Source organism: Paraburkholderia phenazinium (assembly GCF_900142845.1).
In the GTDB taxonomy this organism is placed as follows: domain Bacteria; phylum Pseudomonadota; class Gammaproteobacteria; order Burkholderiales; family Burkholderiaceae; genus Paraburkholderia; species Paraburkholderia phenazinium_A.
In genome coordinates this window covers 1,492,587-1,515,471 of the sequence record NZ_FSRU01000002.1, presented here as the reverse complement: position 1 = coordinate 1,515,471, position 22,885 = coordinate 1,492,587, and the positions used below count along the sequence as shown (strand labels likewise).

Below are 22,885 nucleotides of genomic sequence, written 5' to 3'. Positions count from 1 at the left end.
GTCATTGCCAGGCAGTACGGAAGGTATCGGGCAGCAGGGCCGCGCCGCCGCACGCAGCGCCCTCACTCATTGAACCGGGAAGCGAATCCCAAAGGCCGCCATGCAAGTTCAAACGATGCAGTTCAAGGCCCGCGCGGGCCAGAAGCTCGCCGATCAGCGCCTGCAGCAGAACCTCACCAAGCTGTCGACCAAGTTCGTCTCGGCGCGGGCGGCCGCGATCACCGCGATCGATTTCGCCGCGACCCGCGCCGCGCTCAAGGAGCGCCGCAATCGCGCGCTCGAGAACCTCGATGTCTGGCTGGAAACCTTCGAGCGCGAGGCGACCCGGCGCGGCGTCACGGTCCTGTATGCGGAGACGACACAGGAAGCGGCCAGGCTCGTCGCGGATATCGCGCGCCGGCACGACGTGAAAAAGGTGATCAAGACCAAATCGATGGTCACCGAGGAAATGCGCCTGAACGAAGTGCTCGGCCAGATGGGCGTGCAGTCGATCGAGACCGATCTCGGCGAGTACATCCTGCAGATCAACGACAACGAGCCGCCGAGCCACATCATCGCGCCGGTGGTCCACAAGGATAAGGACGAGATCGCCGACCTGTTCGCGAGGACCCACCAGCGGCCGCGCCTGACCGAGATCACGGACATGACGCGCGAGGCCCGCGAAATCCTGCGCCCGCACTTCATGACCGCGGACATGGGCGTGACGGGCGGCAATTTTCTGGTGGCGCAGACCGGCTCGGTGGCGCTCGTGACCAACGAGGGCAACGAAGGCATGTGCACGGTGATGCCGCGCGTGCATGTGGCGGTCACCGGTATCGAGAAAATCCTGCCGACGCTCGAAGATCTCGCCACCGCGATGCGGCTGCTGCCGCGCTCGGCGACCGGCCAGGCGACTTCGAACTACTTTTCGGTGCTGACCGGCCCGCGTGGGCCGGGCGATCAGGACGGCCCGGAGCATATGTATGTGGTACTCGTCGATGGCGGGCGCACCGGGCTGATCGGCGGGGACTTTCAGGAGATGCTGCGCTGTATCCGGTGCGGCGCCTGCATGAATCACTGTCCGGTGTATCAGAAGGTCGGCGGTCACGCTTACGGCTGGGTGTATCCCGGTCCCATGGGGTCGGTGCTGACGCCGAGCTACGTGGGGCTCGACAAGGCGCTCGATCTGCCGCAGGCCGCCACGCTGTGCGGCGAATGCAACAGCGTCTGTCCGGTCGGCATTCCGCTCTCCGACCTGCTGCGCAAGCTGCGCGAAAAGCAGGTGGAGCGGCATCTGCGGCCTTGGCGCGAGCGCGCGGGGCTGGCGGTGTGGGGCTTTCTCGCGCTGCATCCGGACGCCTACGCGCTGTTCACCAGGCTGGCGGTGCGGGTGCTCGAGCGAATGGGCGGCCGTCGGCGCGCGATTGCGCGTCTGCCGCTCGCGGCGGGCTGGACCAACACCCGGGATCTGCCGGCGCCGGTCGGGCGCACGTTCCGGGAGCTGTACGCGGCGCAGCGCAGTCATCTTGGATAAGGCGAGCCTTCCCGGCGCCGCCCACACGGTCGATTGTTCTTCCCAGCGCAACGCTGTATGTCGCTATAGCTGATTTATCCCGATTGATTTCTTCTATACCATTTCGACTGGGCATCGTGGGTCACAAGCTCCGAGTGCCTCAATCGGAAGAGAAGAACATCATGAAAAAGACAATATCGATGTACTGGCCGTTGGCCATGTTTGTGCCGCTCGCAGCGGCCGCCTGCCTGTACGTAAGTGGCGAGACCGCTTCGCGGATCGCGCAGCCTCCGCTCGGCGCCGATCAGCTCACGGCGGAACTGGCACGCACCGTGTCCTACGGCCTCGTGGGCAACGATACCGGCTCGCCGGTCAAACCCATCCGTGCGGTCGTTTCGCTGCAGGCGTCCGACGCGTCCTGATTGCCTGCGTTGCGCGGGCGCCAAGCTCGCCAACGCAAGCAAACAGGCCGGCGCGCCCGGCCCGGCAACGTCCCGCGGCGCAGCGCCCAGCGCCGGACACGCGCCCGGCGCGATTTTCCCCGTGTTTGTATAATCGCGGCACCGTTCGCTAACCTGATCCGGATGCATCGCATCCAGCGCCCTGATGAAAACCATCGCCATCTGCTTTGTCTGTCTCGGGAACATCTGCCGTTCCCCGACCGCGGAAGGGGTGATGCGGCATCAGATCGGCGAGGCGAAGCTGGCGGAGCGCATCAGCATCGATTCGGCCGGCACCGGCAACTGGCACATCGGGGCGGCGCCCGACGAGCGCGCGCAGCACGCGGCGGCCCAGCGCGGCTACGATCTGTCGGGGCTGCGCGGCCGCCAGATTGGCGCGCCGGACTTCGAGCGCTTCGATCTGCTGATCGCAATGGACGACGCCAATGTCGCCGCCTTGCAGCGGATCTGCCCGCCGGCGCAGCGCGACAAGATTCGTCTGCTGATGGAATTCGTGCCGTCAACCGATGGCCGCTGGGCGGGCGAACGGGAAGTGGCCGATCCGTATTTCGGCGGCGCGGCAGGCTTCGAACAGGTGCTTGACCAGTGCGAGGCCGCTTGCCGGGGACTGATCGCCGCGCTGCACCCGCAGTTGGCCTGAATGCGCGGCGAACTGAGCGGCGCACTGAGCAACAAACGGCATACGCCCCAAGGGCTTCCGCACGCGTCGTTTCATGCCGCGTCTATTAAGCAAATGACCCAAATCCCGGTAGGGATACTTGACTAATTTGCTCATGTATTTATACTTGACCAAACTTGTCGAGAATTGCGATCCCCAACATCATGAGACTCACCACAAAAGGCCGTTTCGCCGTCACGGCGATGATTGACCTGGCACTGCGCCAGGAGCAGGGCCCGGTGACGCTTGCGGGTATCAGCCAGCGCCAGCACATTTCCCTGTCCTACCTCGAGCAGCTGTTTGGCAAGCTGCGTCGCCATGAGATCGTCGAGTCCGTGCGCGGGCCCGGTGGTGGCTACAATCTGGCTCGCCGCGCAGAAGACGTGACCGTCGCGGACATCATCATTGCCGTCGACGAGCCGCTCGACGCCACCCAATGCGGCGGCAAGGGCACCTGCGAAGGCACCAAGCAGCACGACGGCCATTGCATGACGCACGAACTGTGGTCCACGCTGAACCAGAAAATGGTCGAGTACCTGGATTCGGTCTCCCTGAAAGATCTGGTCGATCAGCAACGCTCGCGCGAAGGCGCGCCGGCCGTGCTGCGCGACCGCCGCAGCGAGGCGCCGGCGGTCGAACCCGCCCGCGTCGCGCCGCGCGGACCGAATTCCGTTTTCAACATGGCCGGGTCATAGAGCGCCGCGAAGCCAGCGAACTCAGAACCCAAAAGCCAGAGCAATGATGTCCCCGGAGCGATTCATGAATAACGACATTCCCCACCTGCCCATTTACATGGACTACAGCGCCACGACCCCGGTCGACCCGCGCGTGGTGGACAAGATGATTCCGTACCTGCGCGAGCAGTTCGGCAACCCGGCATCGCGCAGCCACTCGTATGGCTGGGATGCGGAACGTGCGGTCGAAGAAGCGCGCGAAAACGTCGCTGCGCTGGTGAATGCCGATCCGCGTGAAATCATCTGGACCTCGGGCGCCACGGAGTCGGACAACCTGGCCATCAAGGGCGCCGCGCACTTCTACAAGAGCAAGGGCAAGCACATCATCACGGTGAAGACCGAGCACAAGGCCGTGCTCGACACCTGCCGCGAGCTCGAGCGCGAAGGCTTCGAAGTCACGTATCTGGATGTCAAGGACGACGGCCTGATCGATCTCGAGGTGTTCAAGGCCGCGCTGCGTCCGGACACGATTCTGGTTTCGGTGATGTCGGTGAACAACGAGATCGGGGTGATCCAGGACATCGAGGCAATCGGTGAGATCACCCGTGAAAAAGGCATCATTTTCCACGTCGACGCCGCTCAGGCCACCGGCAAGATCGCGATCGACCTGCAAAAGCTGAAGGTCGACCTGATGTCGTTCTCGGCCCACAAGACGTATGGTCCGAAGGGCATCGGCGCGCTGTACGTGCGCCGCAAGCCGCGTATCCGTATCGAAGCGCAGATGCACGGCGGCGGTCACGAGCGCGGCATGCGTTCGGGCACGCTGGCTACGCACCAGATCGTCGGCATGGGCGAAGCGTTTCGTATCGCCCGTGAAGAAATGGCCACGGAAAACGAGCGCATTCGCATGCTGCGCGACCGTCTGCTGCGCGGCCTGCAGGACATGGAAGAAACCTATGTGAACGGCGACATGGAAAAGCGTGTGCCGCACAATCTGAACATCAGCTTCAATTTCGTCGAAGGCGAATCGCTGATCATGGCCGTGAAGGATGTGGCCGTGTCGTCGGGTTCGGCATGCACCTCGGCGTCGCTGGAACCGTCGTACGTGCTGCGCGCGCTTGGCCGCAACGACGAACTGGCGCATAGCTCGATCCGCTTCACGGTGGGTCGCTTTACGACGGAGCAGGACGTCGATTACGTCATCAACCTGCTGAAGACCAAGATTTCGAAGCTGCGCGATCTGTCGCCGCTGTGGGAAATGTATAAGGACGGGATCGATATTTCGACGATCCAGTGGGCTGCGCACTAAGTTGCCGCATGGCTGTACCCGCTGGGCGAAACATCGCACCGAATGCAGGTTGAAACGAATCAAGGAGTGTAATCATGGCTTATAGCGACAAGGTTCTGGACCACTACGAAAATCCGCGCAACGTGGGTTCCTTCGCCAAGGACGACGATGCAGTGGGTACCGGCATGGTCGGCGCGCCGGCTTGCGGCGACGTGATGAAGCTGCAGATCCGCGTAGGTGCGGACGGCATCATCGAAGACGCGAAGTTCAAGACGTACGGCTGCGGCTCGGCGATCGCCTCGAGCTCGCTCGTCACCGAATGGGTGAAGGGCAAGACGCTCGATCAGGCCATGTCGATCAAGAACACGCAGATCGCCGAAGAACTCGCGCTGCCGCCGGTCAAGATCCACTGCTCGATCCTCGCGGAAGACGCGATCAAGGCCGCGGTTGCCGATTACAAGCAGCGTCACGGCGAAACCGCAGAAGCGGGCGAAAAGCAGCAGGCTGCTTAAGGCCGCAACGAGAAACGCTATGGCAATTACGTTGACCGAAAAGGCAGCACAGCACGTCCAGAAGTATCTGGTCCGACGCGGCAAAGGTGTCGGGCTGCGGCTCGGCGTGCGCACGACCGGATGCTCGGGTTTGGCCTACAAGCTCGAATACGTGGATGAACTCGCGCCGGAAGATCAGGTATTCGACTGCAATGGCGTGAAGATCATTGTCGACCCGAAGAGCCTCGCCTATATCGACGGCACGGAACTCGACTTCGCACGCGAAGGGCTGAACGAAGGCTTCAAGTTCAACAACCCGAACGTGAAGGACGAGTGCGGCTGCGGCGAATCGTTCCGCGTCTGAGCGGAACGAGTCCGCGTGAAGCGGAAAAAAGGCGGCGCGTGCCGCCTTTTTAATTTGTTGCCCCCTTGTTTTGCACGCCACGTGCGCGCTTTGAACGGACCACATCTGATTCGATGGCCTCGCTGAACGATAGCCACTTCGCCCTGTTCGACCTGCCGGAGCAATACACGCTCGACGCCAACGCGCTCGACCATGCGTATCGCACGGTGCAGTCGCAGGTGCATCCCGACCGCTTCGCCGCAGCCGGCGAAGCGCAAAAACGGATCGCGATGCAATGGGCGACGCGCACCAACGAGGCGTACCAGACCCTGCGCGATCCGCTAAAGCGCGCCACGTATCTGCTGTCGCTGCGCGGCATCGATGTCGGCGCCGAGAACAACACGGCCATGGAGCCGGCGTTCCTGATGCAGCAGATGGAGTGGCGCGAAGGCATTGAAGACGCCGCGGCGGCGAAGAACGTCGACGCGCTCGATGCCTTGCTCGCCGAACTGCGCGACGAGGAGCGGGTGCGTTTCACGAAACTCGGCGCCTTGCTCGATAGCGGGGCGAATCAGGGCGCAGGCGAGGCAGTGCGGCAGTTGATGTTTATCGAGCGGGTCGCGGCGGAAATCGGCACGCAGATCGAACGGCTCGACACCTGACGCGCGATCGTCGCGCGCACGGCCCGAGCAACCCAGCAACGCGAACCATTCAGGACGGGGCACAACGCTCCGCGAAGAAGATCTCAGATGGCTTTACTGCAAATCTCCGAACCCGGCATGGCGCCTGCGCCGCATCAGCGGCGTCTCGCGGTCGGTATCGATCTCGGCACGACCAACTCCCTCGTCGCAGCGGTGCGCAGCGGCATGCCCGAAGTGTTGCCCGACGCGGACGGCCATGTGCTGCTGCCGTCGGTGGTCCGCTATCTGGAGAAGGGCGGCCGCCGCATTGGCCGCACCGCCAAGGCGGAAGCGGCGAGCGATCCGCGTAACACGATCGTCTCGGTCAAGCGTTTCATGGGGCGCGGCAAGGCGGAAGTGGAAGGAGCCGAAAACGCACCCTACGATTTCGTCGACGCACCGGGCATGGTGCAGATCCGTACCGTCGACGGCGTGAAGAGCCCCGTCGAAGTCTCGGCGGAAATTCTGGCGACGCTGCGTCAACTCGCGGAAGACTCGCTCGGCGACGACCTGGTGGGCGCCGTGATCACCGTGCCGGCCTATTTCGACGAAGCGCAGCGCCAGGCCACCAAGGACGCTGCGCGGCTGGCCGGCCTGAACGTCCTGCGCCTGCTCAACGAGCCGACCGCGGCGGCCATCGCCTACGGCCTCGACAACGGTTCCGAAGGCCTCTACGCCGTCTATGACCTCGGCGGCGGCACCTTCGACCTGTCGATCCTCAAGCTCACCAAGGGCGTCTTCGAAGTCCTCGCGGCGGGCGGCGATTCCGCCCTCGGCGGCGACGATTTCGATCACGCGCTGTACCGTCATGTGCTCGAGCAGGCCGGCATCGCGCCGCAGACGCTCGCCGCCGAAGACGTGCGGATGCTGCTGGACAGCGTACGCGTGGCCAAGGAGGCGTTGTCGGACGCGCCCCTGGCAAGCTTGCGGGCGACGCTCTCGAACGGCACCCAGCTCGATCTGACGATCGACGAGGCCGCTTTCGAGGCCGTCACGCAGGCGCTGGTGCAGCGCACGCTTGGGCCGACCAGGAAAGCGCTGCGCGACGCCAAGGTCACGACCAAAGAAATCAAGGGTGTGGTGCTGGTGGGCGGCGCGACCCGCATGCCGGTGATCCGCCGCGCGGTGGAGGCGTTCTTCGGCCAGCCGCCTTTGACCAATCTGAACCCCGACCAGGTGGTCGCGCTCGGCGCGGCGATCCAGGCGGATCTGCTGGCCGGCAACCGCGGCGCCGACTGGCTGCTGCTCGACGTCATCCCGCTGTCGCTTGGCGTTGAGACGATGGGTGGCCTGACCGAGAAGATCATCCCGCGCAATTCGACGATTCCGGTCGCGCGTGCGCAGGATTTCACCACCTTCAAGGACGGCCAGACCGCGATGGCGATTCACGTCGTGCAGGGCGAACGTGAGCTGGTGTCGGACTGCCGCTCGCTCGCGCGTTTCGAGCTGCGCGGCATTCCGCCGATGGCAGCCGGCGCGGCCCGCATTCGTGTGACCTACCAGGTCGATGCGGACGGCCTGCTGTCCGTGTTCGCGCGCGAGCAGCATTCGGGCGTGGAGGCGTCGGTGGTCGTGAAGCCGTCGTACGGTCTCGCCGACGACGACATCGCGAAGATGCTCGAAGACAGCTTCAACACCGCCGAAGTCGACATGCGCGCCCGCGCGTTGCGCGAGGCGCAGGTGGAAGCGCAGCGCCTGATCGAAGCGACGGACGCGGCGCTGGCAGCGGATGCCGAATTGCTCGACGAGGCTGAACGGGCCGAACTCGACGCTCTGCTCACCGCCTTGCGCAACGTGGCGCAAAGCGACGACGTCGACGCGATCGAAGCGGCGACGAAGACGGTGGCCGAAGGCACCGACGAGTTCGCTGCCCGCCGCATGAACAAGGGCATTCGCCGCGCGCTGGCGGGCCGCAAGCTCGACGACATCTGAACGAACGTTAGCGGGTGCCAGTCGGAGCCGGCGGCCCCGCGCACGATGCGGCGAGCGGTCTCCGCCAGCCCCGCTTGCCTCTCGACGAATCACGTGACGCGTGTCAAAAAAGCACGCGTCACCAGTAAAATGGTGCGGAGCCAGTTCGCCGGCGTCCGTGCCCCAGACCAAACGGAAATCGTATGCCTCAAATCGTTGTGCTGCCCCACGTCGAACTGTGCCCGGAAGGCGCGGTGATCGATGCTGTACCGGGCAAGAGCATCTGCGACAATCTGCTGGAACACGGCATTGAAATCGAGCACGCTTGCGAGAAGTCGTGTGCGTGCACGACCTGTCACGTCGTCGTGCGTGAGGGCTTCAATGCGCTCACGCCGTCGGAAGAGGACGAAGACGATCTGCTCGACAAGGCGTGGGGTCTCGAACCCGAGTCGCGTCTGTCGTGCCAGGCCATGGTGCCGGCCGACCAGGATCTCGTTGTTGAAATCCCGCGTTACTCGATCAACCACGCGAAGGAAAATCACTAACAGGAGCGCGCAGCCATGAAGTGGACCGACACGCAAGACATCGCGATGGCCCTCACCGACAAGCACCCGGAAGTGGACCCGCAGCAGATACGGTTCACCGACCTGCACCGCTGGGTGACGGAGCTAGAAGGCTTCGACGACGATCCGAACCGTTCGAACGAGAAGATCCTCGAAGCGATCCAGGCGGCATGGATCGAGGACGCGGATTATTGAGCGGAGTTGAGCCGGCTGCGGCTTGTCCGGCTTGAACAAACAAAAAGGCGATTCCATTGGAATCGCCTTTTTGCGTTTGCGGCGAGGAGGAGCAGGAACGAGGGCCGCCTGTTGCCGGCGGTCCATGTGTCCCCGGCTGGCTGTAGCGGCGCGTGGCCGGCCAGTCCGTTAGCGCGGCTCGTCCGTCGTCGCTTAACCCGCGGCGAGCGTACCGTTCTCGAGATGCACGCGCTCGCCTTGCTGGAACGGCGGCGCTTCGTGGTATGTGAAGTAGCGGTTCTTGCCGCTTTCCATGCGTACGTGGACCGAGTAAGCGGTCGTGCTGCGGATATGTTTTTCCACCGAGTTGCCGGCGAAGCCGCCGCCGACTGCGCCCAGCACCGTCATCGCGCCACGGCCTACGCCGCCGCCGAACTGGTTGCCCACCAGACCGCCGACCACGGCGCCGCCTACCGCGCCGATACCGGTGCCGTGACCTTCCTGACGCACTTCCGAGATCGCGACGACCGTGCCGCAGCTAGCGCAATAGGCCGGCTGCGGTGCCGGTTGTTGCGCGTATTGGCCTGGTGCCGGTTGCGGCGCTGGTTGTACCTGCGGTTGCGCAGCGTACTGCTGTTGGTTCGGCGCAGGTACTGGCGCCGGGGCCGGCGCGGCCTGGGCTTCGGTCTGTGCCGGCTGTTGCGGCTGAGCCTGTTGCTGCTGCGCGTAGGTCGCCGGATTGGCCGGCTGCGACGAATCGACCACTGGTTGCGAAGCGGCCTGCGCGGAGACCTGGGCCGCCTGGGTCTGATCGTTTTGCGCGCCGCTGCTCGACGCCTTCGGGAACAGGCCCGTTACGGCCGCCGTGGCAGCGAGGCTGGCGATGATGACTGCGCCGGCCGCGGTCGCGACAAGCGGATGGATACGACGTGTTTGCGTGGTGTTTGGGTTGTTCATGTTGGACCTCCGTCTCAAGCAGAGTCGACTTTTATTGAGACACAGTGTCCGACAGTTCGTCCGGGCCAAGGTTTCAAGTTGTAACCAAATCTGCGTCCGGCGTGCGGCTGTGTGGGGCGCAGACAGCCGCAGAGCGGGGGCAAAGCTTGATTCCTCAGGAGAAGGCGGGGAGGGTGCGGCGCCGCGAGTCGGAACGCATCACGCAGCTTTTACCGATAGTTACAAACCATCAAGGTCGCCGGGACCATCAGGCCGTAGCGCGGCCCTCGAAATGCAAAACGCCCGGCAGGATGTGCCGGGCGTTGGGTCTTACTCGTCGAGCCGTTGTGTACCAGTACCACTGCGGCCACTACGATCGATCAGCGCGCTCAGTCTTCGCGGCGCAGATGCGGGAACAGGATCACGTCGCGGATGCTCGGGCTGTCGGTCAGCAGCATGATCAGACGGTCGATACCGATGCCGCAACCGCCGGCCGGCGGCATGCCGTACTCCAGCGCGCGGATGTAGTCGGAGTCGTAGAACATGGCTTCTTCGTCGCCGGCGTCCTTCTGGTCCACCTGCTTCTTGAAACGCGCGGCCTGGTCTTCCGGATCGTTCAGCTCCGAGAAACCGTTGGCGATTTCGCGGCCGGTGATGAACAGCTCGAAACGCTCGGTGATGCCCGCCATGGTGTCCGACGCGCGCGCCAACGGCGATACTTCGACCGGGTAGTCGATGATGTAGGTGGGCTCCCACAGCTGCGATTCGGCCGTCTCTTCGAAGAGCGCCAGTTGCAGCGCGCCGACGCCGGCGTTCAGGAACTGCGGCTGCGAGGCATCGACGCCGAACTTCTTCAGTTCAGGGCGCAGGAATGCGGCGTCGGCCAGTTGCGCGTCGGTGTAGTGCGGGGCGTACTTCTGGATGGCCTGGGTGATCGTCAGGCGATGGAACGGCTTCGCCAGATCCAGCTCGCGGCCCTGATAGCTGATCGTCGCCGTGCCGAGCGCGTCGATGGCGGCCTGACGGATCAGTTGTTCGGTGAAGTCCATCAGCCACTGGTAATCGGTGTACGCGGCGTAGAACTCGATCATCGTGAATTCCGGATTGTGGCGCACCGAGACGCCCTCGTTACGGAAATTCCGGTTGATCTCGAACACGCGCTCGAAGCCGCCTACCACCAGACGCTTGAGGTACAGCTCCGGTGCGATGCGCAGGAACATCTGCATGTCGAGCGCGTTGTGATGCGTGACGAAGGGCTTGGCCGCCGCGCCGCCCGGGATCGGGTGCAGCATCGGCGTTTCGACTTCCATGAAGTCGGCTTCGGCCATGAACTTGCGGATCGACGACATCGCCCTGGTGCGCGCCACGAAAGTCTTGCGCGTTTCCGGCGTGACGATGAGGTCGACATAACGCTGACGGTACTTCATTTCCTGGTCGGCGAGGCCGTGGAACTTGTCCGGCAGCGGACGCAGCGACTTCGACAGCAGGCGCAGTTCGGTACAACGCACCGACAGCTCGCCCTTGTTGGTACGGAACAGCACGCCGCGCGCGGCGACGATGTCGCCCATGTCCCACTTCTTGAACGCGTCGTAGGTTTCCTGGCCGACGTCGGCCGGTGTGATGAAGAACTGGATCTGACCCGAACCGTCGCGCACGGTGGCGAAACTTGCCTTGCCCATCACGCGCTTCAACATCATGCGGCCGGCCACGGCGACTTCGAGCGGATTCGCTTCGAGTGCTTCCTTGTCGGTCTCGGCGTATTGCACCTGCAGATCTTCGGCGTGATGCGTGGGGCGGAAATCGTTCGGGTAAGCGACGCCGTGTTCACGCAGCTCGCGCAGCTTTTCGCGGCGCTCGGCGATGATCTTGTTTTCGTCCCCCTCGGGCGCGGCGTTCGTCTGGATCGGTTCGGTCATGATGGGTCGGTATTCGAGTAGCCTGCGTGTGGGTGGGCCGCACGAGGTTGCCTGCCGGCCGTAAATCGGACTGCAACAGGCGGTCAAAAGATGCGGCGCGGCAAAGTTCGTCGCGCCGGATGCGCTAGGTTGCGTCGCCTTTAGATGCCCTGTTTCAGGCTGGCGCTGATGAACGGGTCGAGGTCGCCATCGAGCACGCTCTTGGTATTGCTGATTTCGACGTTGGTACGCAGATCCTTGATGCGGCTGTTGTCCAGCACGTACGAACGGATCTGGTGACCCCAGCCCACATCGGTCTTGCCGGCTTCGAGCTTGTCCTGCTCGGCCTGACGTTTGCGGATTTCCGCTTCGTACAGGCGCGATTTCAGCATGGCCATGGCTTCGGCGCGGTTGCGGTGCTGCGAACGGTCGTTCTGGCACTGCACGACGATGCCCGACGGCATGTGCGTAATCCGCACCGCGGAGTCGGTCTTGTTGATGTGCTGACCGCCCGCGCCGGACGCGCGGTACGTGTCGATGCGCAGATCGGCCGGGTTGATGTCCACTTCGATCGAGTCGTCGATTTCCGGGTACACGAACACCGACGAGAACGACGTATGGCGACCGCCCGACGAGTCGAACGGCGACTTGCGCACGAGGCGGTGCACGCCGGTTTCGGTACGCAGGAAGCCATAGGCGTATTCGCCTTCGATCTTGATGGTGGCGTTCTTGATGCCGGCGACGTCGCCGTCGGTCTGTTCCAGCACTTCGGTCTTGAAGCCCTTGCGCTCGCAGTAGCGCAGGTACTGGCGCAGCAGCATCGAGGCCCAGTCGCACGCTTCGGTGCCGCCGGCGCCTGCCTGGATGTCGAGGAACGCGTTGTTCGGGTCCGCGGCGTTCGAGAACATGCGGCGGAATTCCATATCGCCCACGCGCGACTCCAGGCCGGCTGCGTCGCTTTCGCAGGCGAGGAGGGTTTCCTCGTCGGCTTCTTCGCGCGCCATGCCGAACAGGTCCTGCGCGTCGCGCAGGTCGTTGTCGAGCGAGGTGAGTTTGCCGACGACGTCGTCGAGCAGCTTCTTTTCCCGGCCGAGGGCCTGGGCATGCTTCGAGTCGTTCCAGACGTTCGGGTCTTCGAGTTCCCGGTTGACTTCGATTAGACGCAGTGCTTTGTCGTCGTAGTCAAAGATACCCCCGTAGCTCGCCCGCGCGACGGCGCAGGTCGGCCAGAGAGGCTTCGATCGCGTTGAGACGTTCCGCTTCCATGTCGATCTTTTGTGGCTTCGTAAAAAGGGGAAATTATAGCCGATCGAGGCTGCCCGCCGGAGGCTAATGCACGTTTCCGGCGGGTTTTGGGGCGGTTTTGCGGGGGATTTGGGGTGGTTTTGGCGGTTCCGGCTGGCGGCGAACCGCCCCTAGCTCACCGCATGCTCGACGATCAGCTGCACGCGCGAGACGCCGTTCCACGTATCGCTTGCGAGCCGGTAAGCGATGGTGGTGCGGGCGGGCAGCGAGTCAGTGTGATTGAACCAGATGGCGTTGAAACGCTGCCTGCCGCGCAGCAGTTGCAGCTTCAGATGCTTGTCCTTCACGAGCGCCTGCGAGGCGACTTCGAATTCGCCCGAGAACACCGGCGCCGGAAAACCTTGGCCCCAGACCGCGGCGTCGAGCATCTCGACAAATTGCGGCGTGAAATAGGCCTCTTCGAGATCGCCGTCGGTTTCGACGACGCGCGCCAGTGCGTCAGCGGAAAGCCACTCGCGGCCGACCGCTTCGAAGGCCGCCGTGAAACGCGGCACGTCCGCCGCGGCGAGCGTCATGCCCGCGGCCATGGCGTGGCCGCCGAACTTGACGATCATGCCGGGTTCGCGTTTCGAGATCAGGTCGAGCGCATCGCGCAGATGGAAACCCGCGATCGAGCGGCCCGAGCCTTTGACGAGCACGCCGGTCTCATCAGCCGGCGCGAAGGTGAACGCGGGCCGGTGGAATTTTTCCTTGAGCCGTCCCGCGACAATGCCGATCACGCCCTGATGCCAACCCGGGTTGAAGAGCACGATGGTCGCGGAGTCGGCCGGATCGACCGTCGACAGATCTTCGAGCGCCTGCTGCTGCATGCCGGCTTCGATCTCGCGCCGCTCGCGGTTGATCGCGTCGAGCTGCTGCCCGAGTTCCCACGCGCGACCGATGTCGTCGGTGGTCAGGCATTCGATCCCGAGCGACATGTCCGAGAGCCGCCCCGCCGCGTTCAGACGGGGACCGAGCGCAAAGCCGAGGTCGAAGCCGGAGGCGTTGCGGGCATCGCGGGCGGCGGCGCGAAAGAGCGCGGCGATGCCCGGCTGCATCTTGCCTTTGCGGATGCGTTGCAGACCCTGGGCGACCAGCACGCGATTGTTGCCGTCGAGCTTGACGACGTCCGCCACGGTGCCCAGCGCGACCAGATCGAGCAGGCCGTCCAGACGCGGTTCGGGGAGCGCGTCGTTGAACGCGCCGCGCTTGCGCAGCTCGGCGCGCAGCGCGAGCAGCACGTAGAACATCACGCCGACTCCGGCGATGCACTTGCTCGGGAAGGTGCAGCCCGGCTGGTTCGGATTGACGATCGCGCGGGCGGCGGGCAGTTCGTCGCCCGGCAGGTGATGGTCCGTGACGAGCACGTCGATGCCGAGCGCGTTGGCCGCTTCGACGCCGTCGACGCTGGCGATGCCGTTGTCCACCGTGATCAGCAGATCCGGCTTGCCTGAGGCGCTACGCGCGGCCAGCGCGACGATCTCGGGCGTGAGGCCATAGCCGTATTCGAAGCGGTTCGGCACCAGATATTCGATGTGTCCACCGAACATCCGCAGGCCGCGTACGGCGACGGCGCATGCCGTGGCGCCGTCGCAGTCGTAGTCGGCCACCACCAGCATGCGGCGCTTGCCCTGAATTGCATCGGCGAGCAGCGCGGCCGCCTCTTCGCAGCCCTTGAGACCCGCGGGCGGCACGAGCCGCGCGAGGCCGGTTTCGATTTCATCCGGCTGGCACACGCCGCGCGACGCATACAGACGGGCCAGCACCGGATGCAGGCCGTGGCGGGTCAATACTTCGGCGTCGACGGGAGAGCAGGCGCGTGTAACGATTCGAGTCATGCGGAAAGGCCGGAAAACATGCGATGAAATATTCGCGGGGTGATGGGCGGGATGATTCGCTGGATCATCGCGCCATCATTCGATAAAGAGCGACGCAAGCACGCGACGCCGCCAGAATTTGCGCAGATCGCCGCGCGTGATGGTGAGCGTCACCGAGCCGGTATCGCCGCACAGCGTGAGGCCCAGTTCGCCGAGTTGTCCCGCCTGCAAGGCGGCGAGCGCGGGGGCGAACCACTCGGTCTCGAGTGCGGCGAATGCCTCGTTCCAGCGGCCCCAGTCCTGCTCGATGTAGGGGGCGGAAAACGGATCGAGCTCGACCAGCGTGGTGGCTGCGGCGCCGTTGCTGCCATGGGCACGGCTACCTGCGTCGCGGCCCGCACCAGTCGCATCAGTCGCGCCGTTCGCAGCCGCAGCGAGGGCCGCAAACGAAGCCGGCGGCGCCCCGGTCTCGACCCCTGCTGTCAGCGCAAGGCCACGCGTGGCGGCCGCATCCGACAGGACGCGCGCAAACGGGCTGGTCACCGGCTGCGCCGCGCCTTGCGCGTGAAACCAGATGGAGTTGACCGAGGGCAGCCCGCGCGCTTCGCGCGCCTCGTTCACCGGATGCTCGAACCACGCCATCTGCACTTCGTTCTGCAGCTTCATCCACGCCCGCGAGCGTTCGCCCGTGTGGGCCTCGTGCGGCAGCCAGATTTCGATGTTGCGGCCGCTGGCGCGCAGCGGCGAAGCGCCGGCGAGCGTGCCGAAGGCGTCGCTCGCGAGATACCAGCGGGTAGGTTTCGGCGCCTCGATGCGCACGCCCAGTTCTTCGATCAGCGGCCGGGCCACGTCGAGCAGCGTGCTGGCTTCGGCGTCGGTCAGTGCGAGCGACGCCGGGTCGATCAGCACCAGATGATCGTGCGCGATGCGCACGTGCACCGGTTGCACGCAGGCCCAGGTCGACGTGCCGGGCTCGCCGCCGTCGGCGCGCAGCATGTAGGGCGCGAGCGGCGCCTCGTCCGCGGCTCCCGCGCCGCTCGCGACCGTGCCGAACCGGCGGGCCACCCAGCGTTCGTGCGGCAGCGTGCGCTGGAAGTCCTCGCCGATCACCCGCTCGACCAGCGTGGCCCGGGCAAGCAGCTTGTCGAGGGCGGGGCTCTGGATGTTGTACAGCGCGGTGGAGGCATCGGCTGCGGCGGGCAGCGCGAAGGGCAGGAGAAGGTGAAGACGGTTGGCGTGCATGATGCTGCGCATTGTATGGCAAACGATGCCGGCGTTTCGATTCCTGACGCAGGACGCCGAGAGGAAAGGGCCCGCGGCCGGGGATCGACTGGACGGTACCGGGTTAGCAGCTTTGTCCGGGGTCGCACATCGGCCGATTGGACGACTTCATGCGCTCCGGCTTCGACGGTAAATTGGATTCCCGAATCTCGGGAGTTACCACTGCGCGCCTCCAACGCACCGCCTCACCGCGCATCGTCCGGATGCGAATGAGGACTGTTGCGCAGGCAGACCCTTAACCGATCGTTGGCCGTGAATCATGGTTGATGATATGTGAACCATGGATTACACTTGCCAATACTGACTATCCGAACATCTGAGGTTTTCGACAACTGGTTCCGCAGCCTTCGTGACCGGCTCGCGAAGCGCCGGATACAGGCGCGCATCGACCGGCTGGCCTTGGGCAATCTGGGGGATGCCCGTTGCGTCGGCGTACCCATTAGTGAAATGCGCATTGACCATGGACCCGGCTATCGCGTCTATTACGTGCAGCGTGGGGTGATGCTGGCGATTTTGCTGTGTGGCGGCGACAAGTCGACCCAGGCGGCGGATATCAGGACCGCGCACAAGATGCTCGGTAATCTCGATATGGAGTAACTGATGGAAAAGATCAAAACCCGCCTGTGGGATTCGGCCGAACACCTGAAGACCGAGGCGGACATGGCCGAATATTTCGAAGCCTGCCTGCTGGAAGGGGGTGACGACCCGGCCTATCTCGCGCATGCGCTTGGAGTGATTGCCCGCGCGCGCGGCATGGCGAAGCTCGCCCGTGACACCGGAATCTCTCGCGAGGGGCTCTACAAGGCGCTTTCCGAAGACGGCAACCCGAGTTTCGCAACGATCATCAAGGTGATCCGGGCGCTGGGTCTCGAACTGCACGCCAGCCCGGCGCACGCGTAAGCGCCGGAACCGGTTCGCGAAGGCTCTACCCGTTGTATGGCAAACTTCGCGCTTGATCAGCGGCAGATGACTGGCAGCAGATGAAGCGGCGGCAGATACCCCGCCGGAACCATCCGCTCCGATCCGACACCAACGGTCACAACCCTCGGGCCGCATGGGGCGCGGGATTGCCGCCGTCGTGCGCCGCCGCAGGCAACGGCAGCGCCATGGCAAAGCCCAAAGCCGCGACTAGCCCGCAGCAAGAGGCCGAAGAACGCAGAAAAGGATTCGCTTGAAATTTCCCTACGAATGGCAGATTGGCTGGCGCTACACCCGCGCCGGCAAACGCACGACCGGTAACGGCTTTATTTCGTTCATCGCGCTCGTTTCGATGTCGGGCATCGCGCTCGGCGTCGCGGCGCTGATCGTCGTGCTGTCGGTGATGAACGGCTTCCAGAAAGAGGTGCGCGACCGCATGTTGTCAGTGCTTGCGCACGTCGAAATCTTTTCGCCGACCGGCTCCATGCCGGACTGGCAACTGACGGCCAAGGAAGCGCGTCAGAACAAGGAAGTGATCGGCGCGGCGCCGTATGTCGACGCGCAGGCGTTGCTCACGCGTCAGGACTCGGTGAGCGGCGTGGCGCTGCGCGGCGTCGATCCCACGCTCGAACCGCAGGTCTCCGATATCTACAAGGAAATGAAAGGCGGCGGCAAGCTGTCGGACCTGAAGGCGGGCGATTTCGGCATCGTGCTCGGCACCGATCTGGCGGCCAATCTGGGCGTGATGATCGGCGACAAGATCACGCTGGTGGCGCCCGAAGGCACCATCACGCCCGCAGGCATGCTGCCGCGTCTCAAGCAGTTCACGGTGGTGGGCATCTTCGAGTCGGGGCATTACGAATACGACAGCACGCTCGCGCTGATCAACATTCAGGATGCGCAGGTGCTGTTCCGCGTGCCCGCGCCGACCGGCGTGCGCTTGCGCCTGAAAGACATGCAGCGCGCGCCGGAGGTCGCGCACCAGTTGGCGCGCACCCTCTCGGGCGACCTCTATATCCGCGACTGGACCCAGCAGAACAAGACCTGGTTCTCGGCCGTGCAGATTGAGAAGCGCATGATGTTCATTATCCTGACGCTGATCATCGCGGTGGCGGCGTTCAATCTGGTGTCGTCGCTGGTGATGACGGTGACCAACAAGCAGGCGGACATCGCCATTCTGCGCACGCTCGGCGCGCAGCCGGGCTCGATCATGAAGATCTTCGTCGTGCAGGGCGTGACGATCGGCTTTATCGGCACGGCCACGGGGGTGGCGCTGGGCTGCCTGATTGCGTGGAGCATTCCATGGCTCGTGCCGATGATCGAGCATCTGCTCGGCGTGCAGTTCCTGCCGCCGTCGGTGTACTTCATCAGCGAGCTGCCGTCGGAGCTGGTACCGGGCGACGTGGCCCGGATCGGCGTGATCGCTTTCGTGCTGGCCGCGCTGGCCACGCTGTATCCGAGCTGGCGTGGTGCCAAGGTCCGTCCTGCGGAGGCGCTGCGCTATGAATGACCGTTCGATTCCTCACCCTATGTCCTCAGACAGCGCGTTGCATCCGTACGTCCTCGAAGCCACCGGCATCTCCAAGTCGTTCGTGCAGGGCGGCCTGAACGTGCAGGTGCTGAACAACACGCAACTGTCGGTGCGGCGCGGCGAGAAGCTGGCGATCGTCGGCGCGTCGGGTTCGGGCAAGAGCACCTTGCTGCATGTGCTGGGCGGCCTCGACGATCCGAGCACCGGCGAGGTGTCGGTACTCGGCAAGCCGTTCACGAAACTCTCGGAGCGCGAGCGCAACGACCTGCGCAATCGCTCGCTTGGTTTCGTCTATCAGTTCCACCATTTGCTCGCGGAGTTCACCGCGCTCGACAACGTCGCGATGCCGCTGCGCATCCGCCGCATGCCGACCGAGGAAGCACGCCGCATCGCGCTGCAGACGCTCGAGCGGGTGGGCCTCTCGCAGCGCGCGAAACACCGTCCCGGCGAACTGTCGGGCGGCGAGCGCCAGCGCGTGGCGATTGCGCGGGCGCTGGTTACCAATCCGGCCTGCGTGCTGGCCGACGAGCCCACCGGCAACCTCGACGGCGGCACCGCCGACACCGTGTTCAACCTGATGCTCGAACTGTCGCAAACCTTCGACACCAGTTTCGTGATCGTCACTCACGATCCGGATCTGGCGGCGCGCTGCGACCGCATCATGCGTCTGCGCGACGGCGTGCTGCACGAAGAGCCGCCGGTGCCCGCGTAACGCTTTTTCACCGCGGGGCCGCGAGCATGTGGATCGATACGCACTGCCACCTCGACGCGTCGGAATTTGACGCGGATCGCGACGCGGTGGCCGCGGCTGCCCGCGAGTCCGGGGTGGGGCGTATCGTCATTCCGGGCGTGGCGCGCGAGAACTTCGCGACGGTGCGCGAACTGGCGCATCGCGTGGCAGGCGGCGCCTATGCGCTCGGGATTCATCCGCTGTTTACGCCGGGCGCGCAGGACGCGGATCTTGACGTGTTGCGCATGGAGATCGAAGCAAGTCTCGACGATCCGCTGTTTGTCGGTCTCGGCGAGATTGGCCTCGATTACTTCGTGCCGGGCCTCGACGATGCGCGCCAGCAATTCTTCTACAACGAGCAACTGAAGCTCGCGCACGAATTCGCTCTGCCGGTGATTTGCCATGTGCGCAAGTCGCAGGATCAGGTGCTCAAGGGACTGCGCAAGCATCGCGTGCATGGCGGCATCGCCCATGCGTTCAACGGTAGCTTTCAGCAGGCGCAGGCGTTTATCGATCAGGGCATGCACCTTGGCTTCGGCGGCAACCTGACCTTCGAGCGTGCGTTGCAGATCCGGCGTCTCGCGGCGCAATTGCCGCTCGATGCCCTCGTCGTCGAAACCGACGCCCCCGATATTTCCCCCTCCTGGCTATACCGCCAACGCAATACGCCGGACCAGATTCCCGCCATCGGCGCGGGGCTCGCGCAACTGCGCGGCATCGGTGTAGATGAGCTTGCCATAGGCACAACGGCTAACGCTCACGCCGCGCTGCCGCGGCTCGCGCTTTCGTCTGCATAATCTCTCCAGTGGTTCACGCCGGGCGGAACCCGCGCCCGGCAGTTCGTCCGAAATAGCTTTCTGACCTGAGTCTGATGGTGACGCCCGGCTGTGGCGGTTTGGCAGTTGACGGTCAGCAGGTGGAGGGCGAATGCGGGCAGTGTGGGGTGGGTTTGCGTTAGGCGTGATCGCTTTGCAGCAGCAAGCGGCGTTGCCTGAGTGGCGTGGGTGGCTGGTGCTGTTGCTTGTGATGAGCACCGCGTTTGTGTGGGCCGTTTGGGCAATGCGTGGTCGAGTGCGCTGGCGGATGCGCAGCGGTTGGTGCGCGGTTTGGGTAGCTGCCGCTTGCGCCGGTTTCGGCTATGCGGCGTGGCGCGCCGAACTGCGTCTTGCGGTGAGCTTGCCGGGTGCGTGGGAAGGTCGTGACATCGAAGTTCAGGGCGCCGTTCATGGTCTGCCGAATCGCGACGACAAGGGCGTACGTTTCCTGTTCGACGTCGACTCTGCCGCTGCGCCGATTGCGCATTTTCCCCGCACGATCCAACTGTCGTGGATCGACGAACAAGGCCCTCCGCCGCCGGTGCTGGAACCTGGCGCGCGCTGGCGGCTGACGGTGCGGCTCAAGCGTCCTCATGGCAACGCGAATTACGGCGTGCGCGATGCCGAAGCGGGCCTGCTGGCGCGCAATGTCCGCGCCATGGGTTACGTGAGCCAGCCGGAGACGGCACGAAGGCTCGCCGGATTCGCACACGGGTGGGGTGTCGGCGTGGACCGTTGGCGTGCCGCGCTGCGTGCGCGCATTGACACCGTACTGGCCGACGCGCCGCATCGCGGCATCGTGGTGGCGCTGGCGGTCGGCGCGCAGGACGAAGTCAGTGCCGCCGACTGGACGCTGATGCGCGCCACCGGCACGAGTCATCTGGTGGCGATCTCCGGGCTGCATATCGGCTTCGTCGCGGGACTCGCCGGATGGCTCGCCGGCGCGCTGTGGCGTCGCTCCTGTTTCGTGGGGCGCAACTGGCCGCTGAAGATCCCGGCGCAGAAGGTCGCGGTGTGTGCGGGGGTGCTGTTTGCTGCGATGCACGCCGCGCTCGCCGGGTTCAATGTGCCGGCGCAGCGCGCGCTGTGGATGGCGGGTGCCGTGGCGCTGGCGTTTGTCAGCGGGCGTAGCGTGGCGCCGTCGTGGGTGCTGGGCTGGGCGTTGGGTCTGGTGCTGTTGCTCGATCCGTGGGCGGTGGTGTCGGCGGGGTTCTGGCTGTCGTTTTGCGCGGTGGCGGCGATCGTGTATGCGATGTCGGGGCGGCCGCGTGTGCGGGATGATGAAGGGCATGACGAGCAGGATGCTGAGGCTGGGTTGGAGGCGCACGGCGGTACGGGCGCGGACTCAGGCGCTCGCTTCAATGCACCTGCCTGCGCGCAAGTGACGGCACAACCCAACGTAGACTCCATTGCACACCCTGGCGCGGAGGTGAGCGGACCCCTGAGCGCGCTTCCGACTACGCTATCAAGCCGCGTGCCCTTTCGGCGCTTCGCCGCGCGCATGCTCGCCGCATTGCGCGTTCGCGCCCGGGCGTTTGCGGCACGCTTGCGCAGTGCCGCACAGGTGCAGTTCGCGGTGACCGTCGCGCTGGCACCGCTGACCGTTTACTGGTTCTCGCAGATTCCCCTGATTGGGCCGCTCGCCAACGCGTTTGCGATTCCCTGGGTGAGTCTCTTCGTGACGCCCGCCGTACTGGCGGGGGTCGCTTTGCCCATGCCGTTCGATGCCTACGCATTTCACGCCGCTCACGCACTGCTCGAACTGCTGGCCGCCGGTCTGCAGACGCTCTCGGGCGTCAGTTGGGCGCTCTGGCGTGTGCCGCAGCCAAACGGCTGGGCGCTGGCCGCGGCCGCAATCGGCGTCGCGTGGTGCCTCGCGCCGCGCGGCTGGCCGTTGCGCTGGGCGGCACCGCTGACCTGGTTGCCGCTCCTGTTGCCGCCTCCGCCCGGTCCGCCGCCCGGTGCGTTCAGGCTGACTGCGCTCGACATCGGCCAGGGCTCGTCGATCCTCGTGGAAACCGAGCATCACGCGTTGCTATTCGATGCCGGGCCCGGACCGGAATCGACGCATGCGGGCGAGCGGGTCGTCGTGCCGTACCTGCAGGCCAACGGTGTGTACACGTTGGACACGATGGTGATCAGCCACGCCGATTCCGATCACTCGGGCGGCGCGCCGGCCGTACTCGAAGGTGTTGAGGTGCGTCAGTTGCTGGCTGGGCTCGCGCCTTCGAATGGGCTGTGGGACAAGGCGCGCGCGGTTGGCGCCGATACCGTGCGCTGCGCGGCGGGTCAGCACTGGCAGTGGGATGGCGTCGAGTTCAGCATGCTCTGGCCGGATCCGGGGCCGTTGGAGGGCAAGCCGAATGCGCATTGCTGCGTGTTGCGCGTCAGTACCGCGGGTGCGCTTGCTACCAGTGGCCCCGCGATGTCCGCAGCCAACACGGCCAACACGGCAGCCAGCGCGGACAACGCCGTCCCCACGCCTCATCTCGCCGCCCTGCTGGCCGCGGATATCGAAGCCCCGGTCGAGCGCATCCTGCTCGCGCGCGACCGTGCAGCCTTGTCCGCGCAGATCCTCCTCGTGCCGCATCACGGCAGCAAGACCTCCTCGACCGAGCCGTTCCTCGACTCTATCGAGCCGCTGGTCGCGGTATTTCAGGTAGGCTATCGCAACCGTTTTCACCATCCCAACCCGGGCGTCTTCGAGCGCTATCTGGCGCGGCATATCGAACTGACGCGCAGCGACGAGGACGGCGCGGTGCAGATCCTGGCCGGCAGCGACTCCGCCCAGGACCCGCCCGCGCAGGGCGGCCCGGCGCCGCGCGCGACGCTCTGGCTCGAACGCTATCGCAGCGCGCATCGCCGGTACTGGATGGATCGATGAAAGCCGCATGCGCCGCAGCCGGCCGTGCCCCCAGGCTCACAGAATCAGGAACGGAGACA

The 22,885-nt window shown here is 65.0% G+C and carries 22 protein-coding genes; 17 read left to right on the top strand and 5 right to left on the bottom strand.

Features of this window, described 5'->3' with window-relative positions:
- Positions 1-100 precede the first annotated feature (100 nt).
- The 11 genes from BUS12_RS23840 (at position 101) to iscX (ending at position 8,756) form a co-directional block, all read left to right on the top strand.
- On the top strand, positions 101-1,513 hold the full coding sequence (locus BUS12_RS23840) for a lactate utilization protein B (RefSeq protein ID WP_074299892.1): 1,413 nt from the start codon (positions 101-103) through the stop codon (positions 1,511-1,513).
- Between the two features lie 161 nt (positions 1,514-1,674).
- The gene (locus tag BUS12_RS23835; RefSeq protein WP_074299890.1) at positions 1,675-1,914 is read left to right on the top strand and encodes a hypothetical protein; all 240 of its coding nucleotides are present in this window, start codon (positions 1,675-1,677) and stop codon (positions 1,912-1,914) included.
- A gap of 184 nt (positions 1,915-2,098) precedes the next feature.
- Complete coding sequence (locus BUS12_RS23830) at positions 2,099-2,593, top strand: low molecular weight protein-tyrosine-phosphatase (RefSeq protein ID WP_074299888.1); 495 nt, start codon at positions 2,099-2,101, stop codon at positions 2,591-2,593.
- 182 nt (positions 2,594-2,775) lie between these two features.
- Positions 2,776-3,306, top strand: coding sequence for a Fe-S cluster assembly transcriptional regulator IscR (iscR, locus tag BUS12_RS23825; protein ID WP_074299886.1), 531 nt, complete (start codon positions 2,776-2,778; stop codon positions 3,304-3,306).
- A gap of 64 nt (positions 3,307-3,370) precedes the next feature.
- Positions 3,371-4,594, top strand: coding sequence for an IscS subfamily cysteine desulfurase (locus BUS12_RS23820; protein ID WP_074299884.1), 1,224 nt, complete (start codon positions 3,371-3,373; stop codon positions 4,592-4,594).
- Positions 4,595-4,668: 74 nt separating this feature from the next.
- Complete coding sequence (iscU, locus tag BUS12_RS23815) at positions 4,669-5,085, top strand: Fe-S cluster assembly scaffold IscU (RefSeq protein ID WP_074299881.1); 417 nt, start codon at positions 4,669-4,671, stop codon at positions 5,083-5,085.
- 19 nt (positions 5,086-5,104) lie between these two features.
- A complete protein-coding gene (gene iscA / locus BUS12_RS23810) occupies positions 5,105-5,428 on the top strand; it encodes an iron-sulfur cluster assembly protein IscA (protein ID WP_074299878.1) in 324 nt (107 codons plus the stop codon).
- 113 nt (positions 5,429-5,541) lie between these two features.
- Positions 5,542-6,069, top strand: a complete 528-nt coding sequence (gene hscB, locus BUS12_RS23805; RefSeq protein ID WP_074299876.1) for a Fe-S protein assembly co-chaperone HscB — start codon at positions 5,542-5,544, stop codon at positions 6,067-6,069.
- 87 nt (positions 6,070-6,156) lie between these two features.
- A complete protein-coding gene (hscA, locus tag BUS12_RS23800) occupies positions 6,157-8,019 on the top strand; it encodes a Fe-S protein assembly chaperone HscA (RefSeq protein ID WP_074299874.1) in 1,863 nt (620 codons plus the stop codon).
- Positions 8,020-8,201: 182 nt separating this feature from the next.
- On the top strand, positions 8,202-8,543 hold the full coding sequence (gene fdx / locus BUS12_RS23795; RefSeq protein ID WP_074299872.1) for an ISC system 2Fe-2S type ferredoxin: 342 nt from the start codon (positions 8,202-8,204) through the stop codon (positions 8,541-8,543).
- Between the two features lie 15 nt (positions 8,544-8,558).
- Positions 8,559-8,756 carry a Fe-S cluster assembly protein IscX gene (iscX, locus tag BUS12_RS23790; RefSeq protein WP_074299870.1) on the top strand — a complete coding sequence of 66 codons (198 nt, stop codon included), beginning with the start codon at positions 8,559-8,561 and terminating at the stop codon, positions 8,754-8,756.
- A 192-nt stretch (positions 8,757-8,948) separates the two neighbouring features.
- On the opposite strand, the gene BUS12_RS23785 is transcribed toward iscX, so the two are convergent.
- The 5 genes from BUS12_RS23785 to BUS12_RS23765 form a co-directional block, all read right to left on the bottom strand.
- Positions 8,949-9,692 (bottom strand): outer membrane lipoprotein, encoded by a 744-nt coding sequence (locus BUS12_RS23785; protein ID WP_074299868.1) that lies wholly within the window; start codon positions 9,690-9,692, stop codon positions 8,949-8,951.
- A 368-nt stretch (positions 9,693-10,060) separates the two neighbouring features.
- The gene (gene lysS, locus BUS12_RS23780) at positions 10,061-11,587 is read right to left on the bottom strand and encodes a lysine--tRNA ligase (protein WP_074299866.1); all 1,527 of its coding nucleotides are present in this window, start codon (positions 11,585-11,587) and stop codon (positions 10,061-10,063) included.
- 140 nt (positions 11,588-11,727) lie between these two features.
- Positions 11,728-12,832 (bottom strand): peptide chain release factor 2 gene (prfB, locus tag BUS12_RS23775; RefSeq protein WP_143788440.1). Its coding sequence is split into 2 segments (ribosomal slippage): positions 11,728-12,750 and positions 12,752-12,832, totalling 1,104 coding nucleotides; the frame shifts between segments, so codons are not numbered across the junction.
- A 149-nt stretch (positions 12,833-12,981) separates the two neighbouring features.
- Complete coding sequence (recJ, locus tag BUS12_RS23770) at positions 12,982-14,688, bottom strand: single-stranded-DNA-specific exonuclease RecJ (RefSeq protein WP_074299864.1); 1,707 nt, start codon at positions 14,686-14,688, stop codon at positions 12,982-12,984.
- A 75-nt stretch (positions 14,689-14,763) separates the two neighbouring features.
- Positions 14,764-15,921, bottom strand: coding sequence for a regulator (locus BUS12_RS23765; RefSeq protein WP_074299862.1), 1,158 nt, complete (start codon positions 15,919-15,921; stop codon positions 14,764-14,766).
- A gap of 324 nt (positions 15,922-16,245) precedes the next feature.
- On the opposite strand from BUS12_RS23765, the gene BUS12_RS23760 reads away from it, so the two are divergent.
- From BUS12_RS23760 to BUS12_RS23735, 6 genes are all read left to right on the top strand, one after another.
- The gene (locus BUS12_RS23760; protein ID WP_074301669.1) at positions 16,246-16,545 is read left to right on the top strand and encodes a type II toxin-antitoxin system RelE/ParE family toxin; all 300 of its coding nucleotides are present in this window, start codon (positions 16,246-16,248) and stop codon (positions 16,543-16,545) included.
- Between the two features lie 3 nt (positions 16,546-16,548).
- Positions 16,549-16,848, top strand: a complete 300-nt coding sequence (locus tag BUS12_RS23755) for an addiction module antidote protein (protein ID WP_074299861.1) — start codon at positions 16,549-16,551, stop codon at positions 16,846-16,848.
- Positions 16,849-17,119: 271 nt separating this feature from the next.
- Positions 17,120-18,376 carry a lipoprotein-releasing ABC transporter permease subunit gene (locus BUS12_RS23750; RefSeq protein WP_074299858.1) on the top strand — a complete coding sequence of 419 codons (1,257 nt, stop codon included), beginning with the start codon at positions 17,120-17,122 and terminating at the stop codon, positions 18,374-18,376.
- The gene (lolD, locus tag BUS12_RS23745; protein ID WP_074299856.1) at positions 18,369-19,109 is read left to right on the top strand and encodes a lipoprotein-releasing ABC transporter ATP-binding protein LolD; all 741 of its coding nucleotides are present in this window, start codon (positions 18,369-18,371) and stop codon (positions 19,107-19,109) included. Before BUS12_RS23750 ends, lolD begins: the two co-directional genes overlap by 8 nt.
- Positions 19,110-19,135: 26 nt before the next feature.
- The gene (locus tag BUS12_RS23740) at positions 19,136-19,924 is read left to right on the top strand and encodes a TatD family hydrolase (RefSeq protein WP_074299854.1); all 789 of its coding nucleotides are present in this window, start codon (positions 19,136-19,138) and stop codon (positions 19,922-19,924) included.
- A 130-nt stretch (positions 19,925-20,054) separates the two neighbouring features.
- Complete coding sequence (locus BUS12_RS23735) at positions 20,055-22,826, top strand: ComEC/Rec2 family competence protein (protein WP_074299852.1); 2,772 nt, start codon at positions 20,055-20,057, stop codon at positions 22,824-22,826.
- The last annotated feature ends 59 nt before the right edge of the window (positions 22,827-22,885 follow it).